The organism is Rhodococcus sp. NPDC060086 (assembly GCF_042730275.1).
Classification (GTDB): Bacteria; Actinomycetota; Actinomycetes; order Mycobacteriales; family Mycobacteriaceae; genus Rhodococcus.
In genome coordinates, this window is record NZ_JBHWWZ010000007.1 from 60,782 (window position 1) to 77,902 (window position 17,121).

Here is a 17,121-nt window from a genome sequence, read left to right on the forward strand (position 1 = left end):
GGATTCATCCGGCAAATCGGATACCATCCGCGCGTGCGAATTTTCGGGGGGATCGAAAAAATCGCTGTACCCGACGTCGGAGAGATGTCGGATGCAGAATTGTTGTCAGCGCATGTCGCCGGGGACCGGTACGCGTTCGAGACGTTGGTGTCGCGGCACCGCGACCAGCTGTGGCACGTCGCCAAACGCACGAGTTATTCGCACGAGGACGCCGCCGACGCCCTGCAGGACGCGATGCTTTCGGCTCACCGGATGGCCGCCACGTATCGGGAAGATGCAGCAGTGCGCAGCTGGCTGCACTCCATCGTCGTCAACGCGTGCCTGGACCGCATCCGCCGCAACCGAGTACGTCCGATCGCTACCCGTTATCCGGATGACGTCGAACAGGTCCGCGACGAACACGATCGGATATCCGATCTCGAGATCACCCTCGACATCGAGACCGCGTTGTTCACGCTCCCTCCCGATCAACGCGCGGCCGTGGTGACTGTCGATGTCGAGGGTTATTCGGTGAAGGAAGCCGCTCGCAGACTCGGTGTTCCCGAGGGCACGATCAAGAGCCGATGCGCACGCGGGCGGAAGAAACTTGCCTCCGTTCTCGACGACCTTCGATTCAGAGGGAACCGATCGTGAACCGCGTACGTCCTACTCTGGTGAGGGCACCCGAGTCGCCGAGGAGAGCTGCGCATGAACGAGGACGAAATTCCACGTCCGCCGTACTCCGACGATCTACTCGCTGATCTCCACGCGGGAGTAGTGGACGACGAGCTCGCCGAGCGGCTGTGGCCGCTCGTGCGGCAGGACCGTGACGCGATGGCTGTGATCGACCGGCTCGACGCCGTACAGGCACGACTACGCACGTGGGGTGAGGTACCCGCAGCCGAGCCGATACCGCCCGATGTCGCCGCGCGTCTCGACTCGACACTGCGGGGTCTCGAACAGAGGGGAAAGCCACGCCGCGATCCTCGGATGCTCGCGGTGGCGGGTATCGGTGCCGCGGCAGCGCTCGCGGTCGTGTTCGCTCTCGTCTTCCGCGGAATCGGCGCCGCCGACGACACAACCGTGCCTCCACTCGCATCCGGTACCTCACCGTCGCAGGGCAATTCTCCTTCGGGCGAGAACGCACTCACCCCGGCGTCGCTGCGTGCCATCGTCGGCGACGTCGGTCTCGGACCGCTGGCCGAAGGCGAACGGCTTCGAGAATGCTTGTCCGCGAACGGATTTTCTCCGGTGAGCCCGATTCTCGGGTCGCGCGAGATCCGGGTCGGCGACTCCGATGCCGTCGCAATCCTGCTCGGAGGCCCGCAGACACCGCAGATCACGGCGCTGGTGGTGGGCACTCGGTGTGGGGCGGACGATCCGGCGACGATCCAGGTGAAGGTTCTGGGGTGACGATCATTCCTGGGCGACGGGAAGCAGCAACTCGAGGATCCGCGCTCGCAACTCCGGGGTGTCGTCCTCTGCCGCGATAAGACCCGCGAAGAGTGCCGATCCGGCAGCCATGACCAGGACTGCGCGTGCATCGATTTCGGAGTCGTGATCGGTCTCGCCGGCGAACAGGGCCGTGCTGGGACCACTGAACGTGCGCCACAGCGTGTTCCGGAGGTCCTCGTGGTCGCGCAACGCCGCGAGCAGGCCGGGCAGGGCAGCACGCACCTCAGGTCGTGCGAAGAGTTCGACGCTGCCGGTGACGACCCATTCGATCCAGCCGCGGCGGTCGATTCCGCTGTGCGGTTCGAGATCGGGTGCGGAGCCGAGTAATGCGTGGAGAACCAGGTGCGCTTTGGTGGGCCAACGTCGCGTCAAGGTCGCTCGGCCGACACCCGCGCGCGCGGCGAGCGCACGCATGCTCAAACCGTCCCATCCGACCTCGACGAGCATCTCACGGGCAACGTCGAGCACTTCGGCATCGATGCGGGGGTCGCGGGGACGCCCGGGAGCAACGTCTGACATACAGTCTGCATTTCTCTTGGGACGGATCATGGCGTCGGCGATGTCACGCGCGCTATAGTCGGATCATAATTACGGTACCACTGGCATCGAAAGTAGGGGCATGACTTCGCCGCGACCCACCGTCTTCGAGCCTGCCCGGCTCGGACCGCTCACCCTCCGCAACCGAATCATCAAGGCCGCCACGTTCGAAGGCGTCATGCCTCGCGGAGCGGTCAGCGATCAGCTCATCGAGTTCCACGCCGAGGTCGCGCGCGGCGGAACAGCGTTGACCACCGTCGCCTACTGTTCGGTCTCCGAGAGGGGTCGCGTCCACCGCGACACGCTCGTCCTCAACAGTGCTTCCGTCCCCGGCCTACGACGACTCACCGATGCCGTACACGCCGAGGGGGCGCTCGCATCCGCGCAGATCGGTCATGCCGGGCTCGTCGCCAACCAGATCTCGAACGGCATGAGCACCATCGCACCGTCCACACGCATCAGCGCACCGGCAATGGGTCTCGTCCGCGGCGCCTCCCTCGAGCAACTCGACGACATCGTCGACTCCTACGCGTCAGCAGCCCGTCATGCGGTCGATGCCGGGTTCGACGCTGTGGAGGTCCATCTCGGTCACAACTATCTCCTGAGCTCTTTCATGAGCCCGAACCTCAACAAGCGCAAGGACCACTACGGCGGCAGCATCGCCAACCGGACCGCATATCCCCGGCGGGTGCTCGAGGCGGTACGACGCGCGGTGGGGGACAAGATCGCCGTGATCGCGAAGTTCAACATGACCGACGGAGTACCCCAAGGACTGTGGCTCGACGAGTCGCTGCCGATGGCACAACTCATCGAGGCCGACGGCCACATCGACGCGATGCAACTCACGGGCGGCAGCTCCCTCCTGAACGGCATGTATTTCTTCCGCGGCGACGTCCCGATGAAAGAGTTCGTGGCATCGCAGGCCAAGGTCGTCGGGTGGGGGCTGAAGCTCTACGGGCCGAAGATCTTTCCGAAACTTCCGTTCGAGGAAGCGTTCTTCCTGCCGATGGCACGGCAATTCCGTTCGGAACTGTCTCTGCCCCTGATCCTGCTCGGCGGCATCAACCGGCTCGACACCATGGAAAACGCGCTCGACGAAGGGTTCGAGTTCGTCGCGATGGGGCGGGCACTACTGCGCGACCCGGATGTCGTCAACAAATTCCGTGATTCCACCGCCAGCGAGGGACTGTGCATCCACTGCAACAAGTGCATGCCGACCATCTACACCGGCACCCGCTGCGTCATCCGCGAAACACTGCGGGACATCCCGACAACCATCTGACGTCCATCGTCCGATCGAGCACTTCCGGAGTCTGTCCGGGGTCGTCCGCGCCGACTGTGGCGTGAGGCACGGCGAGCAGGGAACAACACCGTTTACCCTGGTGTTGATACTTTCAAGCTCGGCCGTGGCCTCACCTGCACGGACGACTGTGGCCGCGCACTGCGTCCCCACCCCCGCACTCGACCTCGGAAGGCTCGCATGACGACTTCGCCCACGATCCACGACCTCATCATCGTCGGCTCGGGACCGGCCGGATACACCGCGTCGATCTACGCGGCTCGAGCCGAACTCTCCCCGCTCGTGTTCGAAGGAACCCAGTTCGGTGGCGAACTCATGACCACCACCGACGTCGAGAACTTCCCCGGCTTCCGCGAAGGCATCATGGGCCCCGAACTGATGGACCAGATGCGTGAGCAGGCTCTGCGATTCGGTGCCGACATCCGCACCGAGGATGTCGAGGAAATGGACCTGACGGGTCCGGTCAAGACCGTGGTCGCGAACGGCGAGACCTACAGCGCACGCGCTGTCATCCTCGCGATGGGTGCCGAGCCGCGTTACCTCGGTGTGCCGGGGGAGGAGAAGCTCCTCGGCCGCGGTGTCTCGGCATGTGCAACGTGCGACGGCTTCTTCTTCCGCGATCAGGACATCGCTGTCGTCGGTGGCGGTGACTCCGCTATGGAAGAGGCCACCTTCCTCACCCGCTTCGCACGCAGCGTCACGCTCATCCACCGCCGCGAAGAGTTCCGCGCGTCCAAGATCATGCTCGAACGTGCACGCGCGAACGAGAAGATTCGCTTCCTCACCAATGCCGCGGTCGCCGAGGTCCAGGGTGAGAACAGCGTCACCAACCTCGTCATCGAGAACACCGTGACGGGCGAACGCAGCGATCTCCCGGTGACCGGTCTGTTCGTCGCCGTCGGCCACGATCCGCGGAGCTCACTCGTCGCCGGTCAGGTCGATCTCGACGACGAGGGCTACGTGCGGGTCTCCTCGCCGAGCACCGCTACGTCCGCGCCCGGCGTCTTCGCTGCCGGCGACCTCGTCGACCACACCTACCGTCAGGCGATCACCGCCGCGGGTACCGGCTGCTCCGCTTCCATCGACGCCGAACGCTGGCTCGTCGCCAATCGCGAGGCGTTCGAGCCGGTCGCTGCCCAAGCGTGATCGGCGCCGTCTGATCTTCGGCACCGTCTGATATTCGTCACCTGATCCATCACCACTCCACCAGCCACCAGGAGAACCAGAATGGCAAACACCGTCAACATCACCGACTCGTCGTTCGTCGAAGACGTACTGCAGGCCGACAAGCCCGTACTCGTCGATTTCTGGGCGACGTGGTGCGGTCCCTGCAAGATGGTTGCCCCGGTTCTCGAGGAGATCGCGGGCGAGCACGGCGAGAAGCTGACCATCGCCAAGCTCGATATCGACGCCAACCCGTCGTCGGCTCGCGACTACCAGGTGATGTCCATTCCCACCATGATCCTGTTCTCCGGTGGCAAGCCGGTGAAAACGATCGTCGGCGCGAAGGGTAAAGCGGCGTTGCTCCGGGAGCTCGACGAAGTCCTGTAGTAACGTCCCAGGATCGACCGTGCGCCCGTGAACATCGTCCTCGGGTGCATCTGAGACAATTCCGTTCGATGCTGCCCCGCGCGTGCTGGGCACTCCGGTCAGCACGGAAAGGCCCCCGACACATGCGCCCTCTTCGTCACGGCGACCACGGTCCTGCTGTCGCAGAGATCCGGAACACTCTGGCCGGATTAGGGTTTCTCCACGGAGGATCAGAGACCACCGACGAATGGGTCGGCTCCGATGTCGCCTTCGATCACGAGCTCGATGGCGCCGTGCGTGCCTTCCAGCAACAACGTGGTCTGCTCGTCGACGGCACAGTCGGCCCGGCGACGTACCGGTCGCTCAAGGAAGCGTCGTACCGCCTCGGCGCCCGCACCTTGATCTATCAGTTGTCCGCGCCCCTGTACGGCGACGATGTGGCGGCTCTCCAGACCCGTCTGCAGGATCTCGGGTTCTACGTGGATCGGGTCGACGGATACTTCGGCCCCCGAACCCACGCCGGGCTCAGCTCCTTCCAGAAGGAGATCGGTCTCGCACCCGACGGAATCTGCGGGCCCGAGACCCTGCGGGCACTCGAACTCCTCGGGACCCGGGTCTCCGGCGGGTCGCCGCACGCCATCAGTGAGGAAGAGATCGTCCGGCGGTCCGGTCCGCAGCTCAGCGGTAAGCGGATCGTGATCGATCCGGGCCTCGGTGGCAATCACCACGGCATCATCCTCCGCAGTCCGCACGGCACCATCTCCGAGGCCGACATCCTGTGGGATCTCGCCCGCCGGCTCGAAGGGCGCATGGCTGCCACCGGCATGGAAACCTTCCTGTCACGGCCGTACCACGCGAACCCCACCGACATCGAGCGCGCCGGTACCTCCAACGCGTTCGGCGCCGACCTGATGATCTCGCTGCGCTGTGATGCGAGTTCGAACCTCTCGGCAAGCGGTATCGCCAGCTTCCACTACGGCAATTCACACGGCTCCGAATCGATGATCGGACAGGTACTCACCGGGTACATCCAGCGCGAGATCGTCGCGCGCACACCTCTCCAGGACTGTCGCAGCCACGGACGGACCTGGGATCTACTGCGGATGACGAACATGCCGACGATCCAGATCGATCTCGGTTACCTCACCAACGCGCAGGACGCCATGGTGCTCGCCGACCCCCGTCACCGCGACACGATCGCCGAGGCTGTACTGATCGCCGTCAAGCGCCTGTACCTGCTCGGTCAGGACGACCAACCGACCGGCACGTACACCTTCGCCGAGCTGCTCGCCGAAGAGCTGTCGATCACCGAGACGCGCTGAATCACACCCCGTAGCCGAATCCACACTCCGACAAGAACGGGCCCCCTCACCGAGGGAGCCCGTTCTTTCGTCCTGGTGCGGGAGTCCGCTACTGCGCCCCCACCGTTGTCCGGCCGGCGAGATCCTCGACCGTGATCGACGCAGCCTCGATCAGGCGATCCAACGCAGCCTCGACCTCTTCTTTCCAGCCGTGGTCGCGGTCGAGCTCGAGCCGCAGTCGCGGGAACCGGTGGTGCGGCGCGACCACGTCGAACCCCATGTCCTCGAGGAAGTCAGCGGAGATCATGCACTCACGAGGGGAGCATGCGTTCGCTGCCGTCGCGCAGGGACCGTCACCGACCGCATCCAGCTCGGGATCCACTCGGATCCCGAACGCTTCGAGCGCACGCACGTTCCGGCGCACGAGATCGTCCACGACGGCACGAATGAGGTCGGCACCCGTATCGAACCCTTCGGCGTGCGTTTCGATCCGCATGGTCGTCAGGAGGATTGCGTCGGCACTGACCGGGGATGTGGGAAACAACTGCGCGCGAGGAACCATGTTGGGCGGGGCGTAGAACGCGCACGCGGCAACCTTCTCGTCGACGGTCGCGATCTGCGCACACGACCCCCACTGCAGCATCACCGTCGACAGCCACGCTTCCTTCTCGAATTCGGGGTCCGAGAATCCACGGGCATCATCGACAGTGCCGGGGTCCATCTCCCAGAACACACACCGCCGGGAGTGCCGCGGCAACTGATCGATACCACTCAACGAGAGCGGCGTGACTCGTGTCGACACGAGATTCCTTCGCCTCCACCTCTGGTCTAGACAGTCGTCCTGCTCCAGCAGGGGAGTCAAGAAGGGTTCTGCTGGGTGCCCAATTTCTGCGATTCCATCAGGGTCACGATGCGTTCGAGATCGTCGACCGACCCGAACTCGACCACGATCTTCCCCTTCCTCTTACCGAGGCTGACGGTGACGCGAGTGTCGAATGACGACGACAACCGTTCGGCGACGTCCTGCAGTCCCGGCATCTGGATCGGTTTCCGCCGCACAGGAGCCGCCACGTCCGGAGTGCCGGAACGATTCGCGAGGACCACAGCTTCCTCGGTGGCACGAACCGACATCCCTTCCGCCACGATCCGGGCGGCAAGCACCTCTTGGGTGTCCGCTCCGCCGTCGAGGGAGAGGAGCGCGCGAGCATGTCCGGCCGAGAGCACACCGGCCGCGACACGACGCTGGACGGCGATGGGGAGCTTGAGTAGCCGGATCATGTTCGTGACCACCGGACGAGAGCGGCCGATGCGTGCGGCGAGTTCCTCGTGGGTGACTTCGAACTCTTCGAGCAGCTGCTGATACGCGGCGGCCTCTTCGAGTGGATTGAGCTGCACGCGGTGAATGTTCTCGAGGAGCGCGTCGCGGAGGAGCGCGTGGTCCTCTGTGTCTCGGACGATCGCCGAGATGGTTTCGAGTTCTGCCTGCTGCGACGCGCGCAAACGCCGCTCGCCCATGATGAGCTGGAACCGGTCGCCCTCGATCCGGCGCACGACGATCGGCTGCATGAGTCCGAATTCGCGGATCGAGTGCACGAGCTCGCCAAGCGCTTCTTCGTCGAAGACCTGCCGCGGCTGCTTCGGATTCCGCTCGATGCGGTCGATCGGTATCTCGAGGTACACCGCCCCGGCGGGGGAGGGGAGGGGCTCGCCTCCCGTCTGCTTCTCCGACCCACTCCCGTCCGAGCCCGCGGGCGTCGAATCGAGGCCGTTCGACTCTGCGTCCGCAGCCGGCTTCCCGTCGCCGATGATGACGTCGGCGGCGGCTGTCCCGAGGCCTGCCGGGGAGCTCGCCAGGCCGGAGGTGCCGCCGGGACGCCGCGTGAGCGTCGATTTGGCGACTGGCGGCTTCTTCTCGGAGTCGGGTGTCACCGACCCTGCAGAATCCGCTTTCACTGCGACACCCGTCGTGCCTGCAGCGCCTGTCTCGGATGCAGGATCGTCGGGTATCTCGACGGGTGGGCCCGTCGGGATCAATGCCGCCAAACCGCGCCCGAGTCCACCCTTACGTGTCGCACTCATTGGTTCCCCTGTGTGTCCTGAAGCCCGCGTGCCGCCAATTCACGCCCTGCGTCGAGATAACTCATCGCACCGCGCGAACCTGGATCGTAATCGAGAACCGTCGTCCCGTATCCGGGAGCTTCGGAGACCTTCACGCTGCGAGGAATCACGGATCGGAGGACGGCGTTGCCGAAGTGCCGACGCACTTCGGCCGCAACCTGGTCCGCGAGTTTGGTCCGGCCGTCGTACATGGTCAGAAGGACGGTCGACACATGCAGGTCGGGATTGAGATGCGACTGCACGAGTTCGATGTTGCGGAGGAGCTGACCGACACCCTCGAGCGCGTAGTACTCACACTGGATGGGAATGAGAACTTCCTTCGCCGCAACGAGGGCGTTCACCGTGAGCAGTCCGAGCGACGGCGGGCAGTCGATGATGATGTAGTCGTAGTCGCGGTCGCCGAGGGCTTCCTTGGTGATCGCATTTCGCAGCCGGTTCTCGCGGGCCACCATCGAGACGAGTTCGATCTCGGCGCCTGCAAGATCGATCGTCGCCGGGATGCAGAAGAGTCGTTCACTGTGGGGGCTCTGCTGCACCGCCTCGGCAGCGGCCACCTCACCCAGAAGGATCTCGTAACTCGACGCGACGCCGGAGTGGTGCGGAACTCCCAATGCCGTACTGGCGTTCCCCTGAGGATCCAGGTCGATGACGAGGACGGTGAGTCCTTGGACCGCGAGCGCGGCAGCAAGGTTGACGGCGGATGTCGTCTTACCGACTCCACCCTTCTGATTCGCGATGGTGAAGACGCGACGTTCGCGCGGCTTGGGGAGGGCGTGAGCCTCACTGGGGTGCAGAACCTGACTGGCGCGATGGGCCGCGGCGCCGATCGGAGTGTCCATCGACGTGAAGCTGTCGATGGGGACCGGGAAGAAGTCGTCTTCGTGTGCGGCCTCGGTTTCACGTGAAACAGCGGATTCAGATCCACCCGACATAGAACGCTCCTTAAACGTAGATCCGCTCGGTTCGCACGCTACATCCTCCGCACGTCCGGCACGCGCTATGCGCGACGGTCGCGGACGAAGACGCGGACTCACGAAGGGGTGATGCTCGAGCTGGGATGCGTGAACGTGCATCCCCGGCACGTGTCGCGCATCCACTTCTTCACTCGGGCACAAGTATGTCAAAAGAATCCTCAGCGACGACGTCGACACCGCATTGGGTCATGTTTCACGTGAAACGCGGCCTGAATGTTTCACGTGAAACGACGTCGAGAGGTGCTTTGTTTCACGTGAAACATTGACCCCCGTAACCCGGGGGACCCGGAACCGGCCGGATGATCCGGGATTCTTCAAAGGAAACCTCGAAACCCACTCCAGCAAAACATGATTGAGGAGGAGATTCACCGAATATGCTGAATAGCAACAACTTCAGAGAAATGTGCAAAGTCGAGCAGTCCACAGCGAGATCAACCGTCACAGTGACGAAACTACCTCGGGTGTCCCATTGTCCTCTTGCAACGCACTTTCCTTCACAACCGGACTCGAGAAACACGTCGTTCGACATCTCCGATTCCTGCGGACTCGAGAACCGGAAATCCCCTCCGCTCCACGAGGAGGGGAGGGGATTCACTCCGACGTTTCACGTGAAACAGCTCATCGATTTTTCCGGCGCCGCTGAGGCCGAGCAATACGTTCGGCTTTCACCACGAGCGTGGGAACCTCGAGAAGGCCCGCACCGCACTCGAGTACCTCGATGTTGCCGGCGCCGAGCCTTGCGAGCTCGTCGCGGTCGCGCTCGATTTCTTCGGCCGCAGAACTCCCTTTGAGTGCAAGCATCCGGCCGCCCTCATGAATGAGCGGTAACGACCACTTGGCGAGTTTGGCGAGCGGAGCCACCGCCCGCGACGTCACCACGTCGGCGCCTCCCGCTTCCTTGATCACCCCCGGCTGCTCTGCGCGGCCGCGCACCACGAGCACGTTCTCGAGTCCGTGTGTCTCGACGAACTCCGCGAGATACACAGAACGCCGCAGCAACGGCTCGACAAGCGTCACCCGAAGATCGGGTCGGGCGATCGCAAGCGGAATGCCGGGAAGGCCGGCACCGCTACCGACATCCACCACCGTCTCGTCCTGCTCGATCAATTCACCGACCACTCCACAGTTGAGGATGTGCCGCTCCCACAACCGCGGGATCTCCCTCGGCCCGATGAGTCCGCGTTCGACGCCGTCCGTCGACAACGACTCGTAGTAGCGCTGCGCAAGGTCGAAGCGGTCGGTGAAGATGCGGTGAGCGATTGCGAGAAAATCGGACTCGTCGTGTTCCACGTGAAACATCCTCTCCCGTACACGGGTAGTGCAACAAACGGTTGGCCCAACTCGTGGTGCCTACCGATGAAAAAGAGGAGCCCGGGCCGGCCGGGCTCCTCTTCGAATCAACTGTTGATCAGTCGCGGATGATCACGACTCGCCGGTTCGGTTCGGCGCCTTCGCTCTCGCTGGACACTCCGTCGATCTGCGCAACAGCGTCGTGCACAATCTTGCGCTCGAACGGCGTCATGGGGGTGAGCTCCTCGCGCTCGCCCGACTCGAGGACCCGCTTCGCCGCCGACGCACCGAGAGCACTCAGTTCGGAACGCTTACCGGCGCGCCAACCGGCAACATCGAGCATCAACTTGCTGCGCTCGCCGGTGGCCTGCTGCACCGCCAGTCGCGTGAGTTCCTGGAGCGCGTCGAGAACCTCACCGCTCCGCCCCACGAGCTTGGACAGGTCTTTGCCGCCGTCGATGCTCACCACAGCACGGTCGCCCTCGACGTCCAGGTCGATGTCACCGTCGAAGTCGAGTACGTCGAGCAGCTGTTCGAGATAGTCGCCGGCGATCTCGCCCTCTTCGATCAGATCATCGTCGTCATCGGCGTCGAGGTCGGCATCCCGCGGCTCGGTGGCCACCTCGAGATCCTCTTGCGCCTTGTCCAGGTCACTGGCCATATTTCAGCTCTCTTCTACTTCGGTCAGCGCCGCTTGCGCTTGGAGTTCTTGGGACGGTTACCGGGCTTCGGTGTGCTCGCACCGGTACCCTTCCCGCCGCTCTGGGGATCGGTCTTCTTCAGCGACACTTCGCCGGCTTGCGCCGTGGTGTCGGACACCGCGTCGGAATCCTTGGCCTCGTCATCCGCGGAATCGTCGGATGTCGTTGCTGCACCTGCCGCTACTGCGGCTGCAGCGCCGCCCTTCTTCTTCTTGTTCGGGCGTGCACCCGGCTTGGGCGCGTTCTCGTTCCGACGAGCGAGCGCCGCCTGACGCTTCTCTTCTTCTTCACGGTCGATCCGGCGGAAGACGAGGTGCTGCTGGCCGTAGGTCCAGACGTTGTTGCTCACCCAGTAGAGAAGGATCGCGATGGGCAGGAACGGGCCACCGACCATCACACCGAGCGGGAACACATACAGGGCGAGCTTGTTCATGATCGCGGCCTGTGGTGCGGCCGCGGCCTGCGGGCTCTGACGGGCCACCGAGGCGCGCGAGTTGAAGTGCGTGGCAATACCCGCGATCACCATCAGCGGGACCGCAACAGCCCCGATCTCCCAGCGCGTCGGTAGAGAACCTCCATCGACGGTGAACGCCTGAAGCGATTCCATCGGCTGAGTGATCCACGACGAGATCGGCGCATTGAACAGACGAGCGCTGAGGAAGGATTGGACGTCGTCCGGGCTGAAGGCGTAGTTCCCGAGCTGCGCGTTCTCTTCCGGGGTCAGACCGAGCTGACCGAACCCGGTACCGGTGCGGTTGAACGAGCGAAGCACGTGGAACAGACCGATGAACACCGGAACCTGCAGCAACATCGGAAGACAACCCATCAGCGGGTTGAAACCGTGTTCCTTCTGCAGCTTCTGCATCTCGAGCGCTTGGCGCTGTCGGTCGTTCGAATACTTCTTCTGCAAGGCCTTGATCTGCGGCTGCAGTTCCTGCATCTGGCGTGTCGTGCGAACCTGCTTCACGAACGGCTTGTACAGGATGACGCGCAGTGTGAAGACGAGGAACACCACGGAGAGCGCCCATGTCAGCCCACTGTCGGGTGCCAACACGAACGAGAAGGCTTTGTGCCAGACCCACAGGATCCAAGACACGGGATAGTAGATGAAGTCGAGCACGGCTCTGGGTACTCCTCTGGTCGTCCATGATCGCCACGCAACGGCGTCGGTCTCAGGTCTTCAGGCGCTGCTCAGGTTCCCGCTGGGGATGGTCGGCGCCGGCGCTCCGGTACCGGATCCCATCCGCCAGAGTGCCAGGGCCCACACTTGAGCAGTCTCACAGCCGTCAGTACAGAACCGACGACGACACCCCGCATCCGAAGCGCGTCGACCGCGTATTCGCTGCAGGTGGGAAAGAATCGACAGGTCGGCATCCGAGTGGGCGACACATAGACGCGATAGAGCTCGATGCAGAAGATCAATGCCCGAGCAGGCGCAGTACGAACAGATCGCAGCGCAGTACTCCACCCGGGCGAATTCACAACCGCTCCTCGCTGTCGAGGACTCCGAGTCGCAGCAATCCCGAGCGGACCTGCCGCTCGAGATCCCGGGATTCAGCAGTGGCCGCTCCGGGCAGCGCACGCAACACCACATCGGTGCCTTCAGGAATCGACTCGACGAGCTCGACACAGATATGACGAAGCCGGCGTGCGACTCGATGTCGAATCACCGCCGGCCCGACAGCCTTACTCACGACGAGCCCGAAACGCGGACCGTCGACACCATTCACCACGAAATCCGGTTGTTCCCGCTGTAGAGCGTGGACAACCAGATCTCGGCGCCCTTGACGACGACCACGGCGCACAGCGTCGGAGAAATCCGAACGGCGCCGCAATCGATACGGCTCAGGTAACACCCCGAGCTCCCGGTAACGGGATCAGGCGGTGAGGGAAGCGCGGCCCTTTTGGCGACGCGCTGTCACGATTGCGCGGCCCGCACGGGTCCGCATCCGGAGACGGAAGCCGTGAACACGCGCGCGGCGTCGGTTGTTCGGCTGGAACGTCCGCTTGCCCTTGGCCACGGTCAACACTCCTCGATAATTGCGGCACCAGTGAGGCGCCATAGGTCCAACGTGTACGGAATTTCGCATAGCCCACGCGTTGTGACACAGCATGGACCAGCCACTGCAGTACGAGTGACTGTTCGAGGCTACTCGGGTCCGGGCGCGAAATCAAACCGCGGCGATGCTGATCGCACAACCCGACACGCCGACCCGAAATTCACAGACTCCTCCTCGAGACGCCACGTGGCCGAGGTCACCTGCGGTAGGCTGCCGACCATGACGTCGAGGGGGATCGGTGTCGCCCTTCCATCGTGTGCCACAGTATTCACGGCAGGCCGCTGCAGTTCCTCCAGCCACTACAGTTCCTCCAGCCACTGCACCCGGTGTTCGCGCCGACGGCTCACGCCGCCGCGTGCCCCCGCAAGTGAATGATTCGGTCGATTCATCCCCAGCCCGACCGGGCTGTTTTCCCTGGTTGTCCACACCTGTGGATAATCATGTGGAAATCCGGTCGACTCAGTGGGAGGAAGCTTCGTGAACGACGAGCCTAACGCGCTTGCCGATGTGTGGGCGGACGTCGTTTCCGAGCTCACCCTGGACAACGGCGAGTTGTCGAAGAGCCAGAAAGCATGGCTCAACCTCGTCAAACCCATCACCTTGGCCCAGGGCTTCGCCCTGCTCTCGGTGCCGTCCACGCTGGCACAGCAATCGATCGAGCGCGATCTGCGCGAACCCATCCTGCGCGTGCTGAACCGCAATCTCGGTCAGGGTGTCGAAGGACTCGGAGTCCGCGTCGAACCCCGCGAACGGGTCGACGACCCCGCCGAGGATCCCTACGCCGAACCCCGCGACACGTTGCCTCTCGAGGGTATCCCGAACGATCTCCCCTCACGTGAGGCCAGAATCCGGGAAACCGCACGTCGCGACACCGAACCTCGGGATCGACGGGCACCCCGCGATGCGATGTCCGCCGGCGACGGCAGAGCTCCCTACCATCGCCGTTTCGGACCGGGATACGACCACGAGCCGCTCGAATCCGATCACGGGGACGTCGACGAGGTCGACGACGATCACGAGGCTCTGACCGCGGTGCGTGAGTCCTGGCCGTCGTACTTCACACAGCCGCCGCCGCCCGAAACGCCGGCCATCGGCAGCAGCAGTCTGAACGCGAAGTACACGTTCGACACCTTCGTCATCGGTGCGTCGAACCGCTTCGCGCATGCCGCCGCCGTGGCGATCGCGGAAGCTCCGGCCCGCGCCTACAACCCCCTGTTCATCTGGGGGGCGTCCGGCCTCGGCAAGACGCATCTTCTGCACGCTGCGGGGCACTATGCACAGCGGCTCTTCCCCGGGCTGCGGGTGAAGTACGTCTCGACGGAAGAGTTCACGAACGACTTCATCAACAGCCTGCGCGACGACCGCAAGGTCGCGTTCAAGCGTCGTTACCGCGAGACGGACATCCTCCTCGTCGACGACATCCAGTTCATCGAAGGTAAGGAAGGCATCCAGGAGGAGTTCTTCCATACGTTCAACACTCTCCACAATGCGAACAAGCAGATCGTCGTCTCCTCGGACCGCCCGCCCAAGCAGCTGGCCACGCTCGAGGAACGGCTGCGGACCCGATTCGAGTGGGGCCTGATCACCGACGTCCAACCGCCCGAACTCGAGACGCGTATCGCCATCCTCAGCAAGAAGGCACGGATGGACGGGCTCGACGTGCCTCACGATGTGCTCGAGCTCATCGCCAGCCGGATCGAACGCAACATCCGCGAACTCGAGGGCGCGCTCATCCGGGTCACGGCGTTCGCCTCTCTCAACAGGCAGCCACTCGATCTGACCCTCGCCGAAGTGGTGCTACGGGATCTGATGCCCGATTCGTCGGCACTCGAGATCAACGCCGCGACGATCATGGCGGTGTGCGCCGAATACTTCGGTATCTCGATCGACGACCTGTGCGGACCGGGTAAGGCACGGCCGTTGGCCCAGTCCAGGCAGATCGCCATGTATCTGTGCCGTGAGCTGACCGATCTGTCGCTGCCGAAGATCGGCCAGACCTTCGGACGCGATCACACCACAGTGATGTACGCGGACAAGAAGATTCGCAAGGAAATGGCCGAGCGACGCAAGATCTACGATCAGGTGCAGGAACTCACGGCCCGCATCAAACAGCGCTCGAAGCGCTAGCGGAGACACATCGCAAGAGCACTCGGGAATCGGGAGCGTCGACACGACGCTCCCGATTTTTTCTGTCCACAGCCTGTGGGTAACCCACCGATTTCGTCCCGGATCTCGAGAAAGCAGACACACTCACACTTGTGGACAAGGGTGTGCAGAACGTGGGATCTTTGTGGACGAACGGTGGACAGAAGTAGAACAGTCTCGAGGCGTCCACATTCATCCTCGAGAATTCCTCGAGTTCATCCTCGAGTTGAACCCCCTCGAGAAGGTCGCCCCACCAGCGTAGACCGTCGTTCGTCCACAGATTCCACAGGACCTATTACTACTTCTGTGAGTTCTTCTCAGAAATACTCTTTCAAAACAGGTGTGTGGATTCCTCGAGTCCACAGGCCCTCGAGAGTCGCGCGCCCGCAACGGTCTCCGGCTTTCCAAGCGAAGCCTGAGCGCCTACCGTGGAGCCGCATCCCCGACGCCGAGAAGTGGAGTCGGGGCCGTGTGTCAGACTCGTAAGACTTGTCGATGACCACGATCGAGAGAGGATCCCCCGGGCGATGGAGCTTGGAAGCATGAAGTTTCGTGTTGCTCGCGAGGACTTCGCCGACTCTGTCGCATGGGTGGCACGAAGCCTCCCGTCGCGCCCACCGGTTCCGGTGCTCGGTGGAGTGCTCCTCGGTGCCGAGGAGCAAGGCCTGACCGTCTCGGGCTTCGACTACGAGGTCTCGGCGCAGGTGCACGTCCCCGCAGAGGTCATCACTCCGGGCAAGGTGCTCGTGTCGGGCAAGCTGCTCGCCGACATCACCCGGTCACTCCCGAACAAGCCCGTGGACGTGGTCCTCGACGGCACCCGTGTGCTCATCACCTGCGGTAGCGCGAAGTTCTCGCTGCCGACGATGCCCGTCGAGGACTACCCTCAGCTTCCCGAACTTCCGCAGCAGACCGGTGCGCTGGCCGGCGACCTCTTCGCCGAGGCTATCGGCCAGGTCGCGGTCGCTGCAGGCAAAGACGACACGCTTCCGATGCTCACCGGGATCCGCGTCGAGATCGAGGGCACCGACATGGTGCTTGCGGCCACCGACCGTTTCCGGCTCGCGGTGCGCAAGCTCGAGTGGATGCCCACCGGTGAGAGCATCAGCTCGGCTGTGCTGGTTCCTGCGAAAACCCTTTCCGAGGCTGCGAAAACTGTTGGTGGAGCGTCGAGTCCGGTGGTTCAGCTGGCTCTCGGCAGCGGCTCATCCGTCGGCGCCGACGGTCTGCTCGGCATAGTCGCGGACGGCCGACGCACCACCACACGTCTCCTCGATGCAGAATTCCCCAAGTTCCGTCAGCTGCTCCCCAACGAGCACACCGCGATGGCCACCGTCGAGATCGCACCTCTCGTCGAGGCGATCAAGCGTGTCGCTCTCGTGGCCGAGCGTGGAGCCCAGGTCCGACTCGAGTTCAGCGAGGGCAGTGTGCTGCTTTCGGCCGGCGGCGACGACGCGGGACGCGCCGAGGAATCACATCCGGCCGAGTTCCACGGCGAACCGATGGTCATCGCGTTCAACCCCGGATACCTGCTCGATGGTCTGACGTCGCTGCACACCGACAAGGTGTCCTTCGGGTTCACCACGTCGAGCCGTCCGGCCGTGCTGCGGCCTGCCACCGATGAGGAGCCGGTGCCCGACGAGTCGGGCACGTTCGCTGCCCCCGACAGCGACTACACCTATCTTTTGATGCCGGTTCGCCTGCCGGGCTGACCGGCGGGCAGAAAGTGGA

General features: G+C 63.7%; 18 protein-coding genes. 8 read left to right on the forward strand and 10 right to left on the reverse strand.

The window, feature by feature from the left end:
* Positions 1-33: 33 nt before the first annotated feature.
* A complete protein-coding gene (gene sigM, locus ACFWB0_RS06595; RefSeq protein WP_378489640.1) occupies positions 34-633 on the forward strand; it encodes an RNA polymerase sigma factor SigM in 600 nt (199 codons plus the stop codon).
* Between the two features lie 54 nt (positions 634-687).
* Positions 688-1,392 (forward strand): hypothetical protein, encoded by a 705-nt coding sequence (locus tag ACFWB0_RS06600; protein WP_378489641.1) that lies wholly within the window; start codon positions 688-690, stop codon positions 1,390-1,392.
* A 3-nt stretch (positions 1,393-1,395) separates the two neighbouring features.
* On the opposite strand, the gene ACFWB0_RS06605 is transcribed toward ACFWB0_RS06600, so the two are convergent.
* Positions 1,396-1,953 (reverse strand): helix-turn-helix domain-containing protein, encoded by a 558-nt coding sequence (locus ACFWB0_RS06605; RefSeq protein WP_378489642.1) that lies wholly within the window; start codon positions 1,951-1,953, stop codon positions 1,396-1,398.
* A 100-nt stretch (positions 1,954-2,053) separates the two neighbouring features.
* On the opposite strand from ACFWB0_RS06605, the gene ACFWB0_RS06610 reads away from it, so the two are divergent.
* The 4 genes from ACFWB0_RS06610 to ACFWB0_RS06625 all read left to right on the forward strand — a co-directional run bounded on the left by ACFWB0_RS06610 (position 2,054) and on the right by ACFWB0_RS06625 (position 6,123).
* Positions 2,054-3,253 (forward strand): NADH:flavin oxidoreductase, encoded by a 1,200-nt coding sequence (locus tag ACFWB0_RS06610; protein WP_378489643.1) that lies wholly within the window; start codon positions 2,054-2,056, stop codon positions 3,251-3,253.
* 198 nt (positions 3,254-3,451) lie between these two features.
* Positions 3,452-4,417, forward strand: a complete 966-nt coding sequence (trxB, locus tag ACFWB0_RS06615; protein WP_378489644.1) for a thioredoxin-disulfide reductase — start codon at positions 3,452-3,454, stop codon at positions 4,415-4,417.
* Positions 4,418-4,498: 81 nt separating this feature from the next.
* On the forward strand, positions 4,499-4,822 hold the full coding sequence (gene trxA, locus ACFWB0_RS06620) for a thioredoxin (RefSeq protein ID WP_378489645.1): 324 nt from the start codon (positions 4,499-4,501) through the stop codon (positions 4,820-4,822).
* A gap of 122 nt (positions 4,823-4,944) precedes the next feature.
* The gene (locus ACFWB0_RS06625) at positions 4,945-6,123 is read left to right on the forward strand and encodes an N-acetylmuramoyl-L-alanine amidase (protein WP_378489646.1); all 1,179 of its coding nucleotides are present in this window, start codon (positions 4,945-4,947) and stop codon (positions 6,121-6,123) included.
* A gap of 88 nt (positions 6,124-6,211) precedes the next feature.
* Here ACFWB0_RS06625 and ACFWB0_RS06630 read toward each other — a convergent pair whose 3' ends face one another.
* From ACFWB0_RS06630 to rpmH, 9 genes are all read right to left on the reverse strand, one after another.
* Positions 6,212-6,904 (reverse strand): GNAT family N-acetyltransferase, encoded by a 693-nt coding sequence (locus ACFWB0_RS06630; protein WP_378489647.1) that lies wholly within the window; start codon positions 6,902-6,904, stop codon positions 6,212-6,214.
* Between the two features lie 56 nt (positions 6,905-6,960).
* Positions 6,961-8,181: a ParB/RepB/Spo0J family partition protein gene (locus ACFWB0_RS06635; RefSeq protein ID WP_378489648.1), complete on the reverse strand. Its 1,221-nt coding sequence runs from the start codon at positions 8,179-8,181 to the stop codon at positions 6,961-6,963.
* On the reverse strand, positions 8,178-9,152 hold the full coding sequence (locus ACFWB0_RS06640) for a ParA family protein (RefSeq protein WP_378489649.1): 975 nt from the start codon (positions 9,150-9,152) through the stop codon (positions 8,178-8,180). Before ACFWB0_RS06640 ends, ACFWB0_RS06635 begins: the two co-directional genes overlap by 4 nt.
* Positions 9,153-9,812: 660 nt before the next feature.
* Entirely contained in the window at positions 9,813-10,493 is a 681-nt protein-coding gene (gene rsmG / locus ACFWB0_RS06645; RefSeq protein WP_378489650.1) for a 16S rRNA (guanine(527)-N(7))-methyltransferase RsmG, read from the reverse strand.
* 109 nt (positions 10,494-10,602) lie between these two features.
* Positions 10,603-11,145, reverse strand: coding sequence for a protein jag (locus ACFWB0_RS06650; RefSeq protein ID WP_378489651.1), 543 nt, complete (start codon positions 11,143-11,145; stop codon positions 10,603-10,605).
* Between the two features lie 23 nt (positions 11,146-11,168).
* The gene (yidC, locus tag ACFWB0_RS06655) at positions 11,169-12,305 is read right to left on the reverse strand and encodes a membrane protein insertase YidC (protein WP_378489652.1); all 1,137 of its coding nucleotides are present in this window, start codon (positions 12,303-12,305) and stop codon (positions 11,169-11,171) included.
* A gap of 71 nt (positions 12,306-12,376) precedes the next feature.
* A complete protein-coding gene (gene yidD, locus ACFWB0_RS06660) occupies positions 12,377-12,667 on the reverse strand; it encodes a membrane protein insertion efficiency factor YidD (RefSeq protein ID WP_378489653.1) in 291 nt (96 codons plus the stop codon).
* A complete protein-coding gene (gene rnpA, locus ACFWB0_RS06665; protein ID WP_378489654.1) occupies positions 12,664-13,041 on the reverse strand; it encodes a ribonuclease P protein component in 378 nt (125 codons plus the stop codon). The genes yidD and rnpA overlap by 4 nt, the downstream gene beginning before the upstream one ends.
* 21 nt (positions 13,042-13,062) lie before the next feature.
* Positions 13,063-13,206, reverse strand: a complete 144-nt coding sequence (gene rpmH, locus ACFWB0_RS06670) for a 50S ribosomal protein L34 (RefSeq protein ID WP_054809984.1) — start codon at positions 13,204-13,206, stop codon at positions 13,063-13,065.
* Positions 13,207-13,722: 516 nt separating this feature from the next.
* Between rpmH and dnaA the strand changes: the two genes are divergently transcribed.
* Together dnaA and dnaN are read left to right on the forward strand one after the other, a co-directional pair.
* Positions 13,723-15,372 (forward strand): chromosomal replication initiator protein DnaA, encoded by a 1,650-nt coding sequence (gene dnaA, locus ACFWB0_RS06675; protein WP_378489655.1) that lies wholly within the window; start codon positions 13,723-13,725, stop codon positions 15,370-15,372.
* A gap of 545 nt (positions 15,373-15,917) precedes the next feature.
* Positions 15,918-17,102 carry a DNA polymerase III subunit beta gene (dnaN, locus tag ACFWB0_RS06680; RefSeq protein WP_378489656.1) on the forward strand — a complete coding sequence of 395 codons (1,185 nt, stop codon included), beginning with the start codon at positions 15,918-15,920 and terminating at the stop codon, positions 17,100-17,102.
* Positions 17,103-17,121 lie beyond the last annotated feature (19 nt).

Bases quoted from the DNA above. Each gene is read 5' to 3' on its own strand.
- ACFWB0_RS06610 (WP_378489643.1), top strand. From the start codon at position 2,054: ATGACTTCGCCGCGACCCACCGTCTTCGAGCCTGCCCGGCTCGGACCG.
- dnaN (WP_378489656.1), top strand. From the start codon at position 15,918: ATGGAGCTTGGAAGCATGAAGTTTCGTGTTGCTCGCGAGGACTTCGCC.
- trxB (WP_378489644.1), top strand. From the start codon at position 3,452: ATGACGACTTCGCCCACGATCCACGACCTCATCATCGTCGGCTCGGGA.
- ACFWB0_RS06625 (WP_378489646.1), top strand. From the start codon at position 4,945: ATGCGCCCTCTTCGTCACGGCGACCACGGTCCTGCTGTCGCAGAGATC.
- ACFWB0_RS06605 (WP_378489642.1), bottom strand. From the start codon at position 1,953: ATGTCAGACGTTGCTCCCGGGCGTCCCCGCGACCCCCGCATCGATGCC.
- rsmG (WP_378489650.1), bottom strand. From the start codon at position 10,493: ATGTTTCACGTGGAACACGACGAGTCCGATTTTCTCGCAATCGCTCAC.
- trxA (WP_378489645.1), top strand. From the start codon at position 4,499: ATGGCAAACACCGTCAACATCACCGACTCGTCGTTCGTCGAAGACGTA.
- ACFWB0_RS06650 (WP_378489651.1), bottom strand. From the start codon at position 11,145: ATGGCCAGTGACCTGGACAAGGCGCAAGAGGATCTCGAGGTGGCCACC.
- ACFWB0_RS06640 (WP_378489649.1), bottom strand. From the start codon at position 9,152: ATGTCGGGTGGATCTGAATCCGCTGTTTCACGTGAAACCGAGGCCGCA.
- ACFWB0_RS06635 (WP_378489648.1), bottom strand. From the start codon at position 8,181: ATGAGTGCGACACGTAAGGGTGGACTCGGGCGCGGTTTGGCGGCATTG.
- ACFWB0_RS06600 (WP_378489641.1), top strand. From the start codon at position 688: ATGAACGAGGACGAAATTCCACGTCCGCCGTACTCCGACGATCTACTC.